Origin of the sequence: Nocardia sp. CA-119907 (genome assembly GCF_050955995.1) — a bacterium.
Classification (GTDB): domain Bacteria; phylum Actinomycetota; class Actinomycetes; order Mycobacteriales; family Mycobacteriaceae; genus Nocardia.
Map to the genome: position 1 here is coordinate 2,625,020 of NZ_CP192091.1, position 15,827 is coordinate 2,640,846.

The 15,827-nt window shown below is 66.8% G+C and carries 12 protein-coding genes; 9 read left to right on the forward strand and 3 right to left on the reverse strand.

Annotation, left to right across the window (positions count from 1 at the left end; all coding sequences use genetic code 11):
- Nucleotides 1-22 precede the first annotated feature (22 nt).
- Nucleotides 23-1,579, forward strand: coding sequence for a cobyric acid synthase (locus ACQP2D_RS11805; RefSeq protein ID WP_433683750.1), 1,557 nt, complete (start codon nt 23-25; stop codon nt 1,577-1,579).
- Between the two features lie 107 nt (nt 1,580-1,686).
- On the forward strand, nt 1,687-2,250 hold the full coding sequence (locus tag ACQP2D_RS11810) for an alpha/beta hydrolase (RefSeq protein ID WP_433683751.1): 564 nt from the start codon (nt 1,687-1,689) through the stop codon (nt 2,248-2,250).
- On the opposite strand, the gene ACQP2D_RS11815 is transcribed toward ACQP2D_RS11810, so the two are convergent.
- Entirely contained in the window at nt 2,230-3,297 is a 1,068-nt protein-coding gene (locus ACQP2D_RS11815; RefSeq protein WP_433683752.1) for an alpha/beta hydrolase, read from the reverse strand. The genes ACQP2D_RS11810 and ACQP2D_RS11815 overlap by 21 nt on opposite strands.
- Nucleotides 3,298-3,558: 261 nt before the next feature.
- Between ACQP2D_RS11815 and mqo the strand changes: the two genes are divergently transcribed.
- From mqo to ACQP2D_RS11845, 6 genes are all read left to right on the forward strand, one after another.
- Nucleotides 3,559-5,052 carry a malate dehydrogenase (quinone) gene (gene mqo, locus ACQP2D_RS11820; RefSeq protein ID WP_433683753.1) on the forward strand — a complete coding sequence of 498 codons (1,494 nt, stop codon included), beginning with the start codon at nt 3,559-3,561 and terminating at the stop codon, nt 5,050-5,052.
- A gap of 38 nt (nt 5,053-5,090) precedes the next feature.
- On the forward strand, nt 5,091-5,540 hold the full coding sequence (locus tag ACQP2D_RS11825) for a GNAT family N-acetyltransferase (protein WP_433683754.1): 450 nt from the start codon (nt 5,091-5,093) through the stop codon (nt 5,538-5,540).
- Between the two features lie 1,031 nt (nt 5,541-6,571).
- Entirely contained in the window at nt 6,572-8,737 is a 2,166-nt protein-coding gene (locus ACQP2D_RS11830) for a VWA domain-containing protein (protein WP_433685618.1), read from the forward strand.
- A 204-nt stretch (nt 8,738-8,941) separates the two neighbouring features.
- A complete protein-coding gene (gene cobO / locus ACQP2D_RS11835) occupies nt 8,942-9,556 on the forward strand; it encodes a cob(I)yrinic acid a,c-diamide adenosyltransferase (RefSeq protein ID WP_433683755.1) in 615 nt (204 codons plus the stop codon).
- Nucleotides 9,557-9,659: 103 nt separating this feature from the next.
- Entirely contained in the window at nt 9,660-11,396 is a 1,737-nt protein-coding gene (locus ACQP2D_RS11840) for a cobyrinate a,c-diamide synthase (protein WP_433683756.1), read from the forward strand.
- Nucleotides 11,374-11,823 (forward strand): cobalamin biosynthesis protein, encoded by a 450-nt coding sequence (locus tag ACQP2D_RS11845; RefSeq protein ID WP_433683757.1) that lies wholly within the window; start codon nt 11,374-11,376, stop codon nt 11,821-11,823. Before ACQP2D_RS11840 ends, ACQP2D_RS11845 begins: the two co-directional genes overlap by 23 nt.
- Nucleotides 11,824-11,910: 87 nt before the next feature.
- Here the strand turns inward: ACQP2D_RS11845 and ACQP2D_RS11850 are convergent, their stop codons facing one another.
- Both ACQP2D_RS11850 and ACQP2D_RS11855 read right to left on the reverse strand, forming a co-directional pair.
- Nucleotides 11,911-13,041 carry a hypothetical protein gene (locus ACQP2D_RS11850; protein ID WP_433683758.1) on the reverse strand — a complete coding sequence of 377 codons (1,131 nt, stop codon included), beginning with the start codon at nt 13,039-13,041 and terminating at the stop codon, nt 11,911-11,913.
- Between the two features lie 8 nt (nt 13,042-13,049).
- Nucleotides 13,050-14,180 carry a phosphotransferase family protein gene (locus ACQP2D_RS11855; RefSeq protein WP_433683759.1) on the reverse strand — a complete coding sequence of 377 codons (1,131 nt, stop codon included), beginning with the start codon at nt 14,178-14,180 and terminating at the stop codon, nt 13,050-13,052.
- Nucleotides 14,181-14,537: 357 nt separating this feature from the next.
- On the opposite strand from ACQP2D_RS11855, the gene ACQP2D_RS11860 reads away from it, so the two are divergent.
- Nucleotides 14,538-15,821 carry a DoxX family protein gene (locus ACQP2D_RS11860; protein WP_433683760.1) on the forward strand — a complete coding sequence of 428 codons (1,284 nt, stop codon included), beginning with the start codon at nt 14,538-14,540 and terminating at the stop codon, nt 15,819-15,821.
- Nucleotides 15,822-15,827 lie beyond the last annotated feature (6 nt).

A 15,827-nucleotide genomic window follows, 5' to 3' on the forward strand; every position in this document is an offset into this window, starting at 1 on the left:
TGAGCACATTCACCGAGCTGCTGTGACCGGCGAGCCGAAGGGCGCGCTGCTGGTCGCCGGAACGACCTCCGACGCCGGGAAAAGCGTTGTGGTGGCCGGACTTTGCCGGATGCTGGCCCGGCGTGGGGTACGCGTCGCGCCGTTCAAGGCACAGAACATGTCCAATAACTCGGTGGTCACGCTCGACGGTGGCGAGATCGGCCGCGCGCAGGCACTGCAGGCGGCGGCGTGCGGGCTGGAGCCGAGCGTGCGGTTCAATCCGGTACTGCTCAAACCCGGTAGCGACCGGCGCTCACAACTGGTGGTGCGCGGCAAGGCCATCGGTACCGTCGGCGCCCGCGACTACTTCCGGCATCGGCAGGATCTGCGCGAAGTCGTTGCCGCTGAACTGAATTCGCTGCGGGCCGAATTCGATGTGGTGATCTGCGAGGGTGCCGGTTCGCCCGCCGAAATCAATCTGCGCGCCACCGATCTGGCGAATATGGGTCTGGCGCGGGCGGCGCGACTGCCGGTGCTCGTGGTCGGCGATATCGACCGCGGCGGCGTGCTCGCGCACCTGTTCGGCACGGTGGCCGTGCTGGAACCCGAAGATCAGCAACTGATCCGCGGCTTCATCATCAACAAGTTCCGCGGTGATGTCGAACTGCTGCGCCCCGGACTCGATCGGCTCACCGAGTTGACCGGCCGCCCCACGCTGGGCGTCATCCCGTACGCGGACGAGCTGTGGATCGATGCGGAGGATTCGCTCGGCACCGTCGCCGACGCACCGGTCGGCCGCCCCCGCCCGCCGCTCGGCGCCGAATGGCTCACCGTCGCCGCCATCCGCCTGCCGCGCATTTCCAACTCCACCGATATCGAAGCCCTGGCCTGCGAACCGGGTGTCGCGGTGCGCTGGGTCAGCGACCCGTCGCGGCTGGCCGATGCCGATCTGGCGGTGCTGCCGGGCAGCAAGGCGACGGTCTCGGATCTGGAATGGTTGCGGCGCACCGGAATCGCCGACGCACTGCGCGCCAGGGCCGCCGCGGGGCGGCCGATCCTCGGCATCTGCGGCGGCTACCAGATGCTCGGCGCTCGCATCGTGGACCGCGTCGAATCCGATGCGGGGATGGTCGCGGGATTGGGGCTGCTCGATCTCGAGATCGAATTCGCCGATCCGAAGATCCTGCGGCGCAGTACCGGACGCGGCATCGCAACCGGAATTCCCGTGCACGGCTACGAAATCCATCATGGTCGGGTCGGGCACAGCGGTGATCCGGCCTGGCTGGAGCTGAACGCGTCCGAACCCGAGGGCAGTGCCTGCGGCGCGATCTGGGGCACGCATCTGCACGGCCTGCTGGAGTCGGATGAGTTCCGCCGCGGCTGGCTGCGCGAGGTCGCCGCACAGGCGCGCCGTCACGATTTCATCGTCGCCGACGACACTTCGGTAGCGGCGATCCGCTCGGCCCAACTCGACCTCCTCGCCGACCTGATCGAAGATCATCTCGATATCGCCGATATCGAGCGCCTGCTCACCGACGGTGCACCGGCCGAGCTGCCCACCATCGTCTCGGGTCTGGGAATTGCCAGCACACCGCTGTGATCGTGCGATTTCGCACCCGTGTGAAACCGCTGGAATGTTTATGTCCCGAACGCGCGGGGTAGGTGACACGCGGTTCCGTTCAATTGAGGCGTGTACCGTACTCCGGCATGAAATCTCGGCGGATCACGGTCGGTGACCGGGCATGGACCGTGCGGGTCGACGGCCCGGAGTCTCGGCACAGCGTGCTGCTGTTGCCCGACGCCGGTGATGCGGTCGACGTCTACGACCAGGTATGTGCGCGTTTGCACACCTCGGACCTGCGCACGATCGCGGTGGAATCGGTGGCGGACCTGGATCCGGCGGGCGTGCACGCCATCCTCGACGAGCTGGGCGTCCCGTGGGTGAACGTCGCCGGACGGGGTGCGGGCGCGACGCTGGCCTGGCAGGTGTGCGCGGGTGGTTTCGGCCGGTTCATCAGCCTCGTGGTGGCCGATCGCGGCCATCCCGCGGTACCCGCCGCCGACGGCACGGTGGTGGACCCGAACTGTCGGCCGGTGGAGGTGGCCGCCACGGTGCTGGTCACCAAGAATCTGGCCCGCTCGGTCGCGGACTCCTCCGGTCGCTACGTCTACGGCGAATTCCGGGTCGTGGAGATCGACGTCGACAATGTGGCGACCGAGGCCGACCACGAATTGGCCACCGAGATCGTGCTACGCACCAGCCTCTGGTGAATCGGCGGTCTTCTTGCGGAAGACCGCCAACCAGTCCAGCCAGCTGTCGAGTTCGGCGAAGGCCTTGGCCAGCGGTTCGGCCGAGGACAGGAACACATCGTGGCGCGCGCCGTCGATGGGGACGATATTGGTCCGATCACCGAGGCAGCCCGACCAACGTTGAATCTGCCTGACGTCGAGCACCGCATCCGCCACGTCGACGGCCGGACCGTACTGGCGCGCGAATTTCGTGATGCGCGAACGCAGAATCAAGGCGGGCACGCCGACCGACAGACCCGCCTGCAGCTCGGCATGCCCATTGCGGATGGCGCGCAGCCAGCCGAGTCGGACCGGGAACCCTGCCAAGGGCTTCCAATCCAGGTTGTAATCCCATTCGCCCGCGACACTGCGGTGCAGGCTGTCGCCATAGGAGCTGATCTTGCCGCCGGGTAGCTCGACCATCGAGCGGAACCGGCCGAGCGCCTTGATCACCGGGGTGCCGATGGTCCGGTAGTACGACGGGCCCTGCAGGTCGAACCAGGGGCTGTTGAGGACCAGGCCGACGATGCCCGACCCGGCGGTGCCCCTTGCCTTGTTGAGCCGATCCAGCCAGAGCGAGGCAACCAGTCCGCCGGTCGAATGCGCGACCACCAGCACGTGCTCGCCCACCTCTTCCTGGACGATCCGCAGCGATTCGTTCAGTTCGGCGTCGTAGAGCGCCAGATCGGTCACGTAGTGCGGCGTCTGGCCATCGCGCAGCGAGCGACCGCACTTGCGCAGATCGAGCGCGTAGAAGCGATGTCCACGCTCGGCGAAGTGTTCGGCGAGGTGCTGCTGGAAGAAGTAGTCGGTGAACCCGTGCAGGTACAGCACCGCGGGTTCGGTGGCGGCGGCAGCGGTATCGGGGGTGTACCGCACCAGGGTCGCCACGGCCTCGCCTTCACCGTCGGGGTCCGGACCGAGGGGCAAGGTTCGCTGCTCATAGCCTGCACCGAGGACATCCGGCTTCCACCGCTCGGCGGCCGGAGCCGTGATATCGGACACGCTGAGCGAGGCTTCGTTCGTCACAAGGACCAATCTAGGCGACGTCTGCGCCGGATCGAAGATCGAACCCGGGAAGGAATCTATGTCACATTCGGCAAGTTCGTTGCCGGTCTTCGAACAGCTGAGGTGCACAATTGGGCGTAGGTGAACGGCGGGTAACCTACATCCGCCGAGTCACGCAGGACTCGCGAACAACCACATAGCGCCCGTGCCCAGCAGGCCCACCGTGGGGGTGGGTGTGCGCAGAAGGACAAGGAAGTCGATCTACCCGTGCCGAACGCTGCCATGACTGAAAAGACCGATGTAGTACTCATCGGTGCCGGGATCATGAGTGCCACCCTCGGCGCACTGCTTCGGCAGTTGCAGCCGGAATGGTCGATCTCCCTGTTCGAGCGGCTCGACGCCGCCGCCGCCGAGAGCAGCGATCCGTGGAACAACGCGGGCACGGGACACTCCGCACTATGTGAACTCAACTACAGCCCGCAGAATGCGGACGGCTCGGTCGATATCAGCAAGGCCATCGACATCAACGAGCGCTTCCAGGTTTCGCGCCAGTTCTGGTCCTACGGCGTGGAGAACGGCGTCCTCGGCGATCCCGGCGCGTTCATCAACCCGATCCCGCACGTCAGCTTCGTGCACGGCGCGGACAATGTGGACTACCTGCGCAAGCGCTACGAGGCGCTGTCGCGGCACCCGCTGTTCGCCACCATGGAGTACATCGACAGCCCGGACGAATTCGCGAAGCGGCTACCGCTGATGGCCAAGGGCCGTGACTTCTCCGATCCGATCGCGCTCAACTGGACCAACGAGGGCACCGATATCGACTTCGGTTCGCTCACCAGCGAACTGCTGGCCTACCTCGGCCGCACCGGGGTCGATCTGGCCTTTGGTCATGAGGTTCGCGACCTCAGCAAGCAGGCCGACGGCTCCTGGCTGGTCACGGTGCGCAACCTGCGTACCCGCCGAACCCGCACGCTCATCAGCAAATTCGTCTTCGTCGGCGCCGGTGGCGGTGCGCTGCCGCTGCTGCAGAAGTCGGGTATCAAGGAGGCCAAGGGTTTTGGTGGCTTCCCGATCAGCGGCCAGTTCATCCGCTGCACCAACCCGGAGCTGATCGCCGAGCACGAGGCCAAGGTCTACGGCAAGGCCGCGGTCGGCGCGCCGCCGATGTCGGTGCCGCACTTGGACACTCGCATCATCAAGGGCAAGCCGGGACTGCTGTTCGGTCCGTACGCCGGGTGGACGCCGAAGTTCCTCAAGGACGGTAAGAACACCGACCTGTTCAAGTCGGTCAAGCCGAACAATATCTTCTCGCTGCTCGGCGTCGGCGTCACCGAGCTCGGCTTGACCAAATACCTGGTCAGCGAGCTGCTCAAGTCCGAGGCGGGCAAGGTGGCCACCCTGACGGAGTTCATGCCGCGCGCGGACGGACACGACTGGGAGCTGATCACCGCGGGACAGCGCGTACAGGTGATCCGGCGCAAGGGTGCGGGCGGTGTGCTCGAGTTCGGTACCGCGGTTATCGCCGCCGAAGACGGCACCATCGCGGGTCTGCTCGGCGCGTCTCCCGGCGCGTCGACCTGTGTGAGCGCCATGATCGACGTGCTGCAGCGGTGCTTCCCGCGTGAGTACGCCGACTGGACGCCCAAGCTGAAGGAAATGGTGCCCTCGCTGGGCGTGAAGCTCTCGGAGAACCAGGCGCTGTTCCAGGAAGTCTGGGATTGGTCGACCAAAACCCTGAACCTGAACGGCGTGTCGGCCAACACGCCCAAGCGGTAGGGGTCGCGCCGATCGCCTAGTTGTGATAGCAAGACGCGATGATGTCAACGGTTGCACTCAAACGGTCCTGGGCGCTCGATCTCGACACCGCCACCCTGTACCAGCTGTTGAAGCTTCGCGTCGAAGTCTTTGTCGTCGAACAGAAATGCGCGTATCCGGAGCTGGACGGTCTCGACCTGCTGCCGGAGACACGCCATTTCTGGCTCGATGACGAGGGTGAAATCATTTCGACGCTCCGCTTGCTCGAGGAGCACGAGAACGGCGTGAAATCATTCCGCATCGGGCGGGTGTGCACCTCGGTTCCGGCGCGCGGGCATGGATACACCACCCGGCTGGTGCAGGCCGCACTCGCCGAGGCGGGGTCGGCGACGGTGCGGCTGAGTGCGCAGACGTACCTCGTCGACATGTACGCCAAGTTCGGGTTCAAGCCCGACGGCGAGGAGTTCGAGGAAGACGGCATTATGCACCTGCCCATGCGCAAGGGCTGAACGCTGGCTGTCGTGTAGATCGTGGGCGCCTCGCGCAATGGTGTCAGCTTGTGCGAGGTGGTCGCTGGGGGAGCGGGGGAGACGCGGGCGTGTGATGGGTCGCTGGGGAGCGCGTGGCGGGCTTGTGAGCTGGTCGCTGGGGAGGCGGGGCTCGTGAGGTGGTCGCTGGAGCGCCTGGTGGGCTCGTGAATTGGTCGCTGGGGAGTACAGAGACGCGGGCATGTCAGCTGGTCGCTAGGAGTGTGGAGGCAGGCTCGCAGTTGGCCTGGGAGCGCGCGATGCGGGCCTGTGCGGTGGTCGTGGGGGGAACCCCGCGGATGCCAGGCTTGCGAAATTGATCGCTGGGGGAGCGTGCTTACGCGGGCCTGTGCGGTGGTCGCCGAGGAGCGCGTGAAGGCGGGCGCGCGAGGTTGGTCGCTGAGAGTTCGAGCGGCGGTGGCGCGTGTGCAGGCGGACGGTTGTGGTGGTCGAAGGGAGCCTGTGAAGGCAGGCTTGCGAGGTTGATCGCTGGGAGCGTGCTTACGCGGGCTTGTGCGGTGGTCGCCGGGGAGCGTGTAGAGGTGGGCTTGTGTGGTGGTCGCTGGGGAGTGCGTGAAGGCGGGTGTGCGAGGTTGGTCGCTGAGAGTTCGAGCGGCGGTGATGTGTGGAAGCGGGCCTGTGCGGTGGTCGCCGGGGGGAGCGCGCGTAGGCGGGACCTTTGAGTGGTCGCCGGGGGGATGTGGAGGCGGCTCCGAGGTGGGGCCGTTGGCTTGTCGAGTGTGGCGCTTTGGTGCGGGCGGTGCGTGTTCGACCGGGCGCATGTGCACATGCTCGACCGGTCGTGTGTTCGAGTTGCTACTTCGCACACGGTGTGACCGTGTGAGGCCATCGCCGGGGCATTGAGGTGGAAACGCCGTATGCGGTCTCGCCGCAAGGGTCCGATCGATGGTGGGCCGGATGCGCGCGGTGCGGCAGTACGGTTCGGGCCGGTGGAGGGTGCTGCTGGGTGGTGGTTCCGGCGCGAATACAGTTGGGGCGTGTCCCTGTCCCATATGGAAACCGCGCCGCATGCCTCTTCGCTGACCGGTTCGCGTCCGGACGCGGACGGTGATGCGGGCTTCCCTTTCTCGGCGGTGGTCGGGCAGGAACGGTTGCAGCTGGCGCTGATCCTGTGCGCGGTGCATCCCGGGATCGGGGGCGTGCTGGTGCGCGGGGAGAAGGGGACCGCGAAATCGACTGTGGTGCGGGCACTCGCGCAGTTGCTGCCGCCCGTTGTCGATGAGACCGGTGCGCGGCCCGCTCGGCTGGTCGAACTGCCCGTGGGCGCCACCGAGGATCGGGTCGTCGGCTCATTGGATCTGGAGCGGGTGCTGCGCGATGGTGAGCAGGCGTTCCGGCCCGGGCTTTTGGCGGCCGCACATCACGGCGTGCTCTACGTCGACGAGGTGAATCTGCTGCACGACCACCTGGTCGACGTCCTGCTCGATGCTGCGGCGATGGGGCGGGTGCACGTCGAGCGCGATGGGGTCTCGCATTCGCATCCCGCCCGATTCGTGTTGGTCGGCACCATGAATCCGGAGGAGGGGGAGCTGCGGCCGCAGCTGCTGGACCGGTTCGGGCTCACCGTCGATGTCGCGGCCTCGCGGAATGTGGACGTCCGCATGGCGGTGGTGCGCCGTCGCCTCGACTACGAGGCGGACCCGGCCGGATTCGCCGGGCGCTATGCCACCGCCGATCGGGAAGTGGCCGAGCGGATTCTCACGGCCCGCGATCGGGTCGCCGCTGTCGCGCTCGACAATGTCGAGCTGCGGCGGATTGCCGCGCTGTGCGCGTCTTTCGATGTCGATGGGATGCGGGCAGATCTGGTGGTGGCCAGAACCGCTACCGCGCATGCGGCTTGGCGTGGGGCGGATGCGGTGGCCGAGGAGGATGTGCGCGTCGCCGCTGAGCTGGCACTGCCGCATCGGCGTCGCCGGGATCCGTTCGATGAGCCGGGGATCAGCGAAGAGCAGCTGGACGAGGCGATGCGCGAGGCGGGGGAAGAGGCCGCGCGAGCCGAAAAGTCCAGTGGGCGTGATGAATTGGAGCGGTCGAGTTCGGTGGACGATGGTGCAGACAGCCATCCGAATGATGCGGCATCAGAAGGCGGCCCTGGCAGCCGGAGCGATGCCGGCCTGAGTGACCATCGGGACGATGTGGCATCCAACGGCCGCCCGAGCGATGCCGATGACACCGGTCTGAGTGATCATCGGGACGATACGGAACGCAACGGTGGCCCGGATGGTGCCGGCCCCGAGGGCGGTCCCGATGACGATGGTCCGGATTCGCCGAGCGGTGGGCCCGGTGGCGGGCAATCGCCGTCCGCGCGCGGGGGGCGCACCGGCGCACCCACGACATCCATTGTGACACCGCCACGTTGGGAGGTGCCCGGCGTCGGTGAGGGCGCGGCGGGTCGCCGTTCGCGCGCACAGACCAGACAGGGCCGCACCGTTCGCTCCAGCACCGACACCTCCGCTGGCCTACATCTGCTCGGCACCGTCTTCGCCGCGGCGGCGCACCAGCGCTCCCGTGGTCGCGCCGATGGGCCGTTGAAGTTGGCCGCCGATGATCTACGCGGCGCGTATCGCGAAGGGCGCGAAGGCAATCTGGTGGTCTTCGTGGTCGACGCCTCCGGATCCATGGCGGCCAGGGACCGACTTTCGGCGGTCACCGGCGCCGTGGTCGCCTTGCTGCGCGATGCGTATCAGCGCCGCGACAAGGTAGCGGTGATCACCGTGCGCGGTCAGGAAGCCGAACTGGTCCTGCCGCCGACGTCCTCGGTGGATATCGCCGTGCGCCGCCTGTCCGACATGCGCACCGGCGGCAAAACCCCCCTCGCCGCAGGACTTTTGAAGGCGCGCGAAGTAGTACACCGCGAGCGCGTCCGCGATCCCCGCCGCCGCCCGATGCTGGTGCTGCTCACCGACGGCCGCGCCACCGGCGGCACCGACCCGGTGCTCCGCGCCCGTGCCGCCGCGAATCTGCTTGCCAACGAGTCGATCACCTCGATCGTCGTCGACTGCGAACGCGGCATGATCCGCCTCGGCCTCGCCGCCGACCTGGCCCGCAACCTCCGCGCCGGATACCTCCAACTCGCCGAACTGACAGGCGATTCGGTCGCGGATGTAGTCCGTGCCGGATCCGGTCGTCCGGGTGTCAGCGCGACCCGAGCCGCATGATCGCGGTGCCACAGGCTGGCCGCCGACTCGGCCTACGGCGTGCGGCCCCGATATCTCTCGCTCGGCGAGCTGACGGGCGATTCGGTGGCGGTTGTCGTTCGCGTCGGATCGGGTCGTCCGGGTGCCGACGCGACTCGAGGGCGGTCAACGATAGGGCCGCGACTCGCGCGGGCGCTCTGATCAATGGATTTCCAAGGAGTTTCGATGCCTAAGGGTGTGCCGGAGACGGTTCCGGATGACGGGCTGACCACGCGGCAGCGGCGCAATCAGCCGGTGCTCGCGGTGCATACCGGGCCGGGTAAGGGGAAGTCGACGGCCGCCTTCGGGATGGCATTGCGGGCGTGGAATCAGGGCTTCGATATCGCGGTATTCCAGTTCGTCAAGAGCGCCAAGTGGAAGGTCGGCGAGGAGGCCGCATTCCGTACCCTCGGCCGCTTACACGAGGAGACCGGCACCGGCGCCCCGGTCGAATGGCACAAGATGGGCGAAGGCTGGTCCTGGACCCGCAAGCAGGGCACCGATGAAGACCACGCCGCCGCGGCCCGAGCAGGCTGGCGCGAAATCGCCCGCAGATTACAAGCTGAACAGCACCGCTTCTACGTCCTCGACGAATTCACCTACCCCCTCAAATGGGGCTGGATCGACCTCAACGAGGTAGTCGACACCCTACGAACCCGGCCAGGCACCCAACACGTAGTCATCACCGGCCGCGACGCCCCCCCACCCTTACTCGACGTCGCCGACCTGGTCACCGAAATGACCAAAATCAAGCACCCCATGGACGCAGGCCGCAAAGGCCAACGAGGCATCGAATGGTAATCCCCCGCGAGAATGCGCTGGTGCAGGCCGGTACTCGACGTTTGCCTGCATCAGTGCATGGTGATCAATTGACCAGCGGGTTGGGGGATGGGGGGTCGGGGTTGTGAGGCGAGTTCCGGCGGTGGTTATTGCGGCTCCGGCTTCGGGGAGTGGGAAGACGACGGTGGCTACGGGGTTGATCGGGGCGCTGCGGAGGGCGGGGCATCGGGTGGCGCCGTTCAAGGTGGGGCCGGATTACATCGATCCGGGCTATCACGGGTTGGCGGCGGGGCGGCCGGGGCGCAATCTCGATCCGGTGTTGGTCGGCGCGGAACGTGTTGTGCCGCTTTATCGCCATGGTGCGAATGGCTGTGATCTGGCGGTGGTCGAAGGTGTGATGGGACTGTTCGACGGGCGCATCGACGAGAACCAGGCCGCACCGATCGCCGAGGGCTCCACCGCCCAGGTTGCCGGATTGCTCGGCGCCCCGGTGATATTGGTCGTCGATGCCCGCGGCCACAGCCAGAGCCTCGCCGCCCTACTGCACGGCTTCGCCACCTTCGACTCCGGAATCCGTTTGGGCGGCGTCATCCTGAATCGCGTCGGCAGCGAACGCCACGAGGAGGTCCTGCGCGCCGCCTGCGACCGAGTAGGCCTCCCCGTCCTCGGCTCCCTGCCCCGCATGACCGAACTCGAGGTCCCGTCCCGCCACCTGGGCCTCATCCCCGCCGTAGAACACGGGCCCGCCGCAACCGCCGCTGTCGAAGCAATGACAGATCTCGTCGCCACCCACGTAGATCTCCTCGCCATAGCCCGCCTGGCCCACACAGCCGTCACCGGCCCCGCATGGGATCCAGCCACCGCAATCCACGCCGCCGCCGAGTCGCTGTCCGAACGAGATGCGCTCGCCGGGCGGAGCGCAGCGCGTCCGGAAGCGGACGCGCAGCACGTGACCGCTGGTCCGCACGATGGGATTGCGGCCGGATCGGGGCGTACCAGAGCTGCCGAGGCAGTGGGAGCTGCGCGAGGCACCGGAGGTGTGGGACTCACGGACGCCGCGGGAGCCTCCGTAGGTGTGGAAGTCGCGAACGCTGCCGAGGCTAGGGGAGCTGCTGGTGGCCCAGGTGTTGCCGGGGGCGTGGACGACGTGACTGTGGTGGGCGCAAGTCGTGGGATTGCGGTAAGCGGTGCGATTGCGGCGGGGGGCGGCGGTGGGGCTTTGGGGGTTGGGCCGGTGATTGCGATGGCTGGTGGGCCTGCGTTTACGTTTGGGTATGCCGAGCATCGGGAGTTGTTGGTGGCGGCGGGGGCTCGCGTTGTGGTTTTTGATCCGATGCGCGATGAACTTCCTACCGGTACAGCGGGATTGGTGCTGCCAGGTGGGTTTCCGGAGGAGCATGCGGCGGAATTGGCAGCGAATACCCGGCTGTTGGCGCAGGTGGGTGCGGGGGCGCGGGCCGGGCTTCCGGTGCATGCCGAATGCGCTGGGCTGCTGTATCTGACCCGTTCGCTCGACGGTCACCCGATGGCGGGTGTGGTCGATGCAACGGCGGAATTCGGCCCCCGCCTTACCCTGGGCTACCGAGATGCCGTGGCGCTCACCGATTCCGCACTGTGGCGAGCGGGTGAGCGTGTACGCGGCCACGAATTCCACCGCACCCGACTGGTGGCCTCCGGCGCCGACACCCCCGCGTGGGGCTGGCACACCGCAGGTGCCCGCATCCGCGAGGGCGCCCTCATCCATCGCGTACACGCCTCCTACCTACACACCCACCCCGCCGGAAACCCCCAAGCCACAAGCCGTTTCGTCGCCGCAGCCGCCCACTACGCCCAAACCCGTGCCGCCGTCCGACACCCCTGAGGTGCGACCCGACGTATCGCCGATCGTGGTCGCATCGCCCAATAGACCAGCGCGATCACGTGAGTTGGCCGTCGGGATCGGGTTTCGGCCGGGGACATCGAGCGAACGCCTGCTGGCTGCGCTGCGAGAAGTATTGGGTGACAAGCCCATTGCCTGTCTCGCGACCATCGACCGGCGCGCTGGGGAGCGTGGCCTGCTCGGTGTCGCGAGCCGGTTGGGTGCTGTGGTCCGTGCTTATGCGGCGGCCGAACTTGCCCAGGTTGATGTTCCCAATCCGTCGGCCCGCACCGGTGACGCGCTCGGAACGACAAGTGTCGCGGAGGCTGCCGCGCTGCTCGCCGCCGGTGGGCCGCTTGTCATCCCCAAGCGGATGGTCGATGGAATCGTGATTGCTGCCGCGCTCGTCGCCGAATCGCCTTCGGCATAACGCGAGTCGATCGGAAGGTTTGCCGAGTTCGATAGGCGGCACGTGTCCGCGCAGACCTGCCCGCGCGGACGCGCCCGCCCGAAAGCCCTACGGCGCCAAGGACCCCCAGTCGGCGAAGCCGGTCGGATCGTGTCGACCGAGACTCGCGTGCTCGAACAGACCCCACCCCTCGGACTCCCCGCAGCGGGCATGCGCGACGTGGTCGATGACGCCGAAGGGGACGCGGCCCGCGATGGCCGGGTCGGTGAGGTCGTAGGTGCTGCTCGAGGACCAGTCGCGGCCCATCCAGCGGCCGTGCAGCCAGTCCGGGTCGCCGCCGTAGCCGCAGCCGACGTGCAGGGCGACATTGGTGACGGTGCGGATCTCGACCTCGAGCGGCTTACCGTCCTGGGTAGTGAGCTCCAACCGAGCGCCTACGGGATGCCTGGTGCCGGAACGGTATTCGATGTGGTAGCGCGGCCATCCCAACTGTTCGGTGCGGCCGTCCGGGAAGATGCGGACGGCGTCGTTGAGGGTGCGCTTGCCGTCGGGCTCCTCCTGCAGAATTACCACGATGGCGAAATCGTCGAAGCGAATCGGCACGTACATCCACCAGAATCCGCCGGAGGGTTCGGCGGCGGCGCGGCCCGGCGGCTCGGGTTCGCCGACCGGGCGGATGCCCCAGGAGCGGTCCCTGGTGCCCATCCAGACGGCCGGGTCGACGGTGAGGTCCGTGCCGTCGACGTGCAGCGTCCCCTCCCAGGAGCCGACCTGCGCGAAGCGGGTCGCCTGGATGATCGGGCGGTTGCCGTTGAGGATCAGATGCGGCTGCTCCTCGACAGTGGGGAACGATCCGTGCCAGGTGAGGTCGAAGCCGAGATCATCGTGCTCGCAGACCACCCGGATGCGCTGCAGCGGTTCCTGCACCTCGATGCGGTAGCCGCCGACCCGCAGGTCGACGCCGCGATCGCCGAGCGCGTCGGAGAAGCGGACCGTGCGCTGGATATCGCCACGCCGGACGCAGGCGTACGCGTCGATCACGCCGAGGTTCGGATAGACGCCGCCGCCGGTGACGAAGAAGGTGCCGCCATCGCGGTCGTGACCGTTGAAGTAGCTTCGGTCGTAGAAGTTCCGGTCGCTGCTGGCGACTCGGGCCATCGACAGGTGGGTCTGGTGGATCGGGTATTCATCAAGGGGCGAAGGCGCGGAGCCTACGGAGCGACCCTCGGATACAGCCATGTTTTCCTCTAATCCCATTCGTAGGTTCCGTCGAGCAATGCCTCCAGGCTTGCCCGGTGCATCACGTAGTCGTCGCGATCGGCAGTGTCGGTGTCCTCGCCGAAATGGATCATCCGGCGCTTGACCCTGGCCATGACGATCGCGTGCCGCAGCGCCGCATAGACGATGTAGAAGTCGAGATCGCGGACCTTATATCCGGTGATCTCTTCGTATTTCGCGACGATATCCGCGCGCCGCAGAAAGTCCGGCAGCCCCGGCTGGTCGAAGCGGGTGGCGATGTCCTGGAAGAAGCGGTGAATGAAGATGAGCCAGGCGATATCCAGCTCACGCGGGCCGAGTCCGGCCATTTCCCAGTCGAGTACGCCGACCGGGGTGAATCCGTCGTACAGCACATTGCCGGGGCGGGAGTCGCCCCAGCTGAGCACGTCGGGGCCGGGATCGGCGGGCCAGTGCGCATCGAGCCAATCGAAGGTCCGCTCGATCAACGGGATCGGGTAACCGTCATCGGCCAACGCCCAGCGATACCAGTCGCGGTGCCATTCGACATGGCGGCGCAGCGCCTGCCCGGGACCGTCCAACATCGGGAATCGCGTTGCCGGGTCCGGGATTTCGTGCACCTTCGCGATGACCTCGACGGTCTTCGCGGTCAGTTCGGCACGTTCCTCGGGACTTGCGTCGAACAGCCAGCCGATGAACACATACGGCGGATTGTCCGAGGGCACCCTGCCCTCGATCCGGCGCATGACGAAAAACTTGGTGCCGAGAGCCTTCTCGTCGGTCTCCAGCCAACACAGTTCGGGTACCGGCACCTCCGAGGCCGCCGCGACCCCCGCCATGATCCGATATTGCAGTTCCAGGTCATAGTTTTCGAAGACCGGGAAGGAATCGGCCTCCGGCGTCATCCTGGCCACGAACGAGCCGTGCTCGGTCCGCCCGCCCACACTCCATTCGGCGTCGAACAGCACCGTCGGACTCGACATCCCGGCGCCCTGCGGCCGCGACAGCGCCGAGATCTTGGGCGGGTGATCCGCGCCGACCCTGCCGCCCAGCCACCGGGACAGGTCCTCGGCGAGGGTGTCGAGGTCCCGCGCGCTGACGGTCAGCTGCCGCCGCGCGGTGGGGTCCGGATCTTCGGCCATTCTCTGTCCTCCTGACGCATGTGCCTGCGGCGACTGTAACGCGTTCTAGTCAGTGCTTACCGCAAAAATTCGAAGAAAACGTACGACCCTCACTGGGTGATATTCGGTATTGACATTCCAGCGCGCCGAGAGCTCGGCGCGCCGGCGGTCATCCTTCCGGCGGACGCGCGTACCCCGATGGGTCGGGGTGGAAATCGGGGTTTTCCTGGAAGCGGGTGGGTGAGCGCGCGGATACCGTCGGCTGACGTGGCGTCGTCGGGTGAGAGTGAGGGGATCGGTGTGAGTGCGGTCGGTACGGAGGTTCTGGATCGGACGGACAGCGTCATACCGCTCGGGGGCCCGGTTCGGTGGAATCCGTTGGCCCGGATAGTGTTTCGGTTCTGCTTCGGCTATTTCGGCTTGTTCTGCCTGCTCTTTTCCCAGATTCCCTTCGCATTCGCCGGACTACTGGTCGATTCTCTGCCCGATAACGCGGCGATCTGGGAACTTCGCGTGATGAGCCCGGTCATCGAATGGGCCGGACGAGGGTTCTTCGATACCGAGGTAGTGCTGCGGGAGGATTCCGGCAGCGGCGATCAGTGGTTCTTCTGGTCATTCGTCTGCTGCCTGCTGATCGTCGCGGTGGTGGCGACGCTCATCTGGACGGTGCTGGACCGGCACCGGCCGAACTATCAGCGGCTGCAGGCCTGGTTCCTGCTCTTCATCCGGATCTGCCTGGGTGGACAGATGCTGCTGTACGGGTTCGCCAAGGCGATTCCGACGCAGATGCCCGAGCCCTCGCTCGCTGAACTGCTGCAACCCTATGGTGAGTTCAGCCCTGCCTCGGTGCTGTGGCATCAGGTCGGGAGTGCACCGATCTACGAGATCTTGCTCGGCTGCGCCGAAGTGCTCGGCGGGCTCTTGCTTTTCCTGCCGCGCACCGCGACGCTCGGCGCGATGTTGAGCCTGGTGAGCTTGGCGCAGGTCTTCGTGCTCAATATGACCTTCGACGTCCCGGTCAAGATCCTGGCCTTCCACCTCATGCTGCTGAGCATGGTCCTGCTGGCGCCGCAGGCGCGGCGGCTGGCGAATGTGCTGGTGCTGAACCGGCCGTCGGAACCCGCTACGCAGCCGGATCCGTTCCGCGGCAACCGAGTTCGATGGTTCGCGATCGCGCTGCAGGTCGCGCTCGGTGTGTGGATGGCGTTGGGTTTCGTGCACACGGGGCTGAAGTACTGGAACGAGGGCGGCGGTGGCAGTCCGAAGCCGCCGCTGTACGGGATCTGGACGGTATCGGAGTTCACCCAGGACGGGGTGCCGGTTCCGCCGCTCACTACCGATGAAACACGCTGGCAGCGAGTTGTTTTCGACGTGCCGGGGATGACCTATCAGAAGATGGACGGCACGCTGGTGCCGGTCGTTCCCACCGTCGATACCGCCGCGCACACGATCGCGGTATCCGCACCGCCGCCGCGGCCGGACGCGCAGCCGAGTTCGGTCGCCACGTTCACCTTCGAACAGCCCGCGCCCGACCGGCTGATGCTGAACGGGCAGTTGAACGGTCGGCCGGTGACCATCTCCCTGCAGCAGGTCGGTCTGAACAGCTTCCCACTGCGCGGCCGTGGCTTCAATTGGGTGCAGGACTATCCGTACTTCCGCTGAAATCCC

What these genes read in the sequence shown, in the direction of transcription:
- ACQP2D_RS11810 (WP_433683751.1), top strand. Translation starts at nt 1,687, where the DNA reads ATGAAATCTCGGCGGATCACGGTCGGTGACCGGGCATGGACCGTGCGG.
- mqo (WP_433683753.1), top strand. Translation starts at nt 3,559, where the DNA reads ATGACTGAAAAGACCGATGTAGTACTCATCGGTGCCGGGATCATGAGT.
- ACQP2D_RS11825 (WP_433683754.1), top strand. Translation starts at nt 5,091, where the DNA reads ATGATGTCAACGGTTGCACTCAAACGGTCCTGGGCGCTCGATCTCGAC.
- ACQP2D_RS11830 (WP_433685618.1), top strand. Translation starts at nt 6,572, where the DNA reads ATGGAAACCGCGCCGCATGCCTCTTCGCTGACCGGTTCGCGTCCGGAC.
- cobO (WP_433683755.1), top strand. Translation starts at nt 8,942, where the DNA reads ATGCCTAAGGGTGTGCCGGAGACGGTTCCGGATGACGGGCTGACCACG.
- ACQP2D_RS11850 (WP_433683758.1), bottom strand. Translation starts at nt 13,041, where the DNA reads ATGGCTGTATCCGAGGGTCGCTCCGTAGGCTCCGCGCCTTCGCCCCTT.
- ACQP2D_RS11855 (WP_433683759.1), bottom strand. Translation starts at nt 14,180, where the DNA reads ATGGCCGAAGATCCGGACCCCACCGCGCGGCGGCAGCTGACCGTCAGC.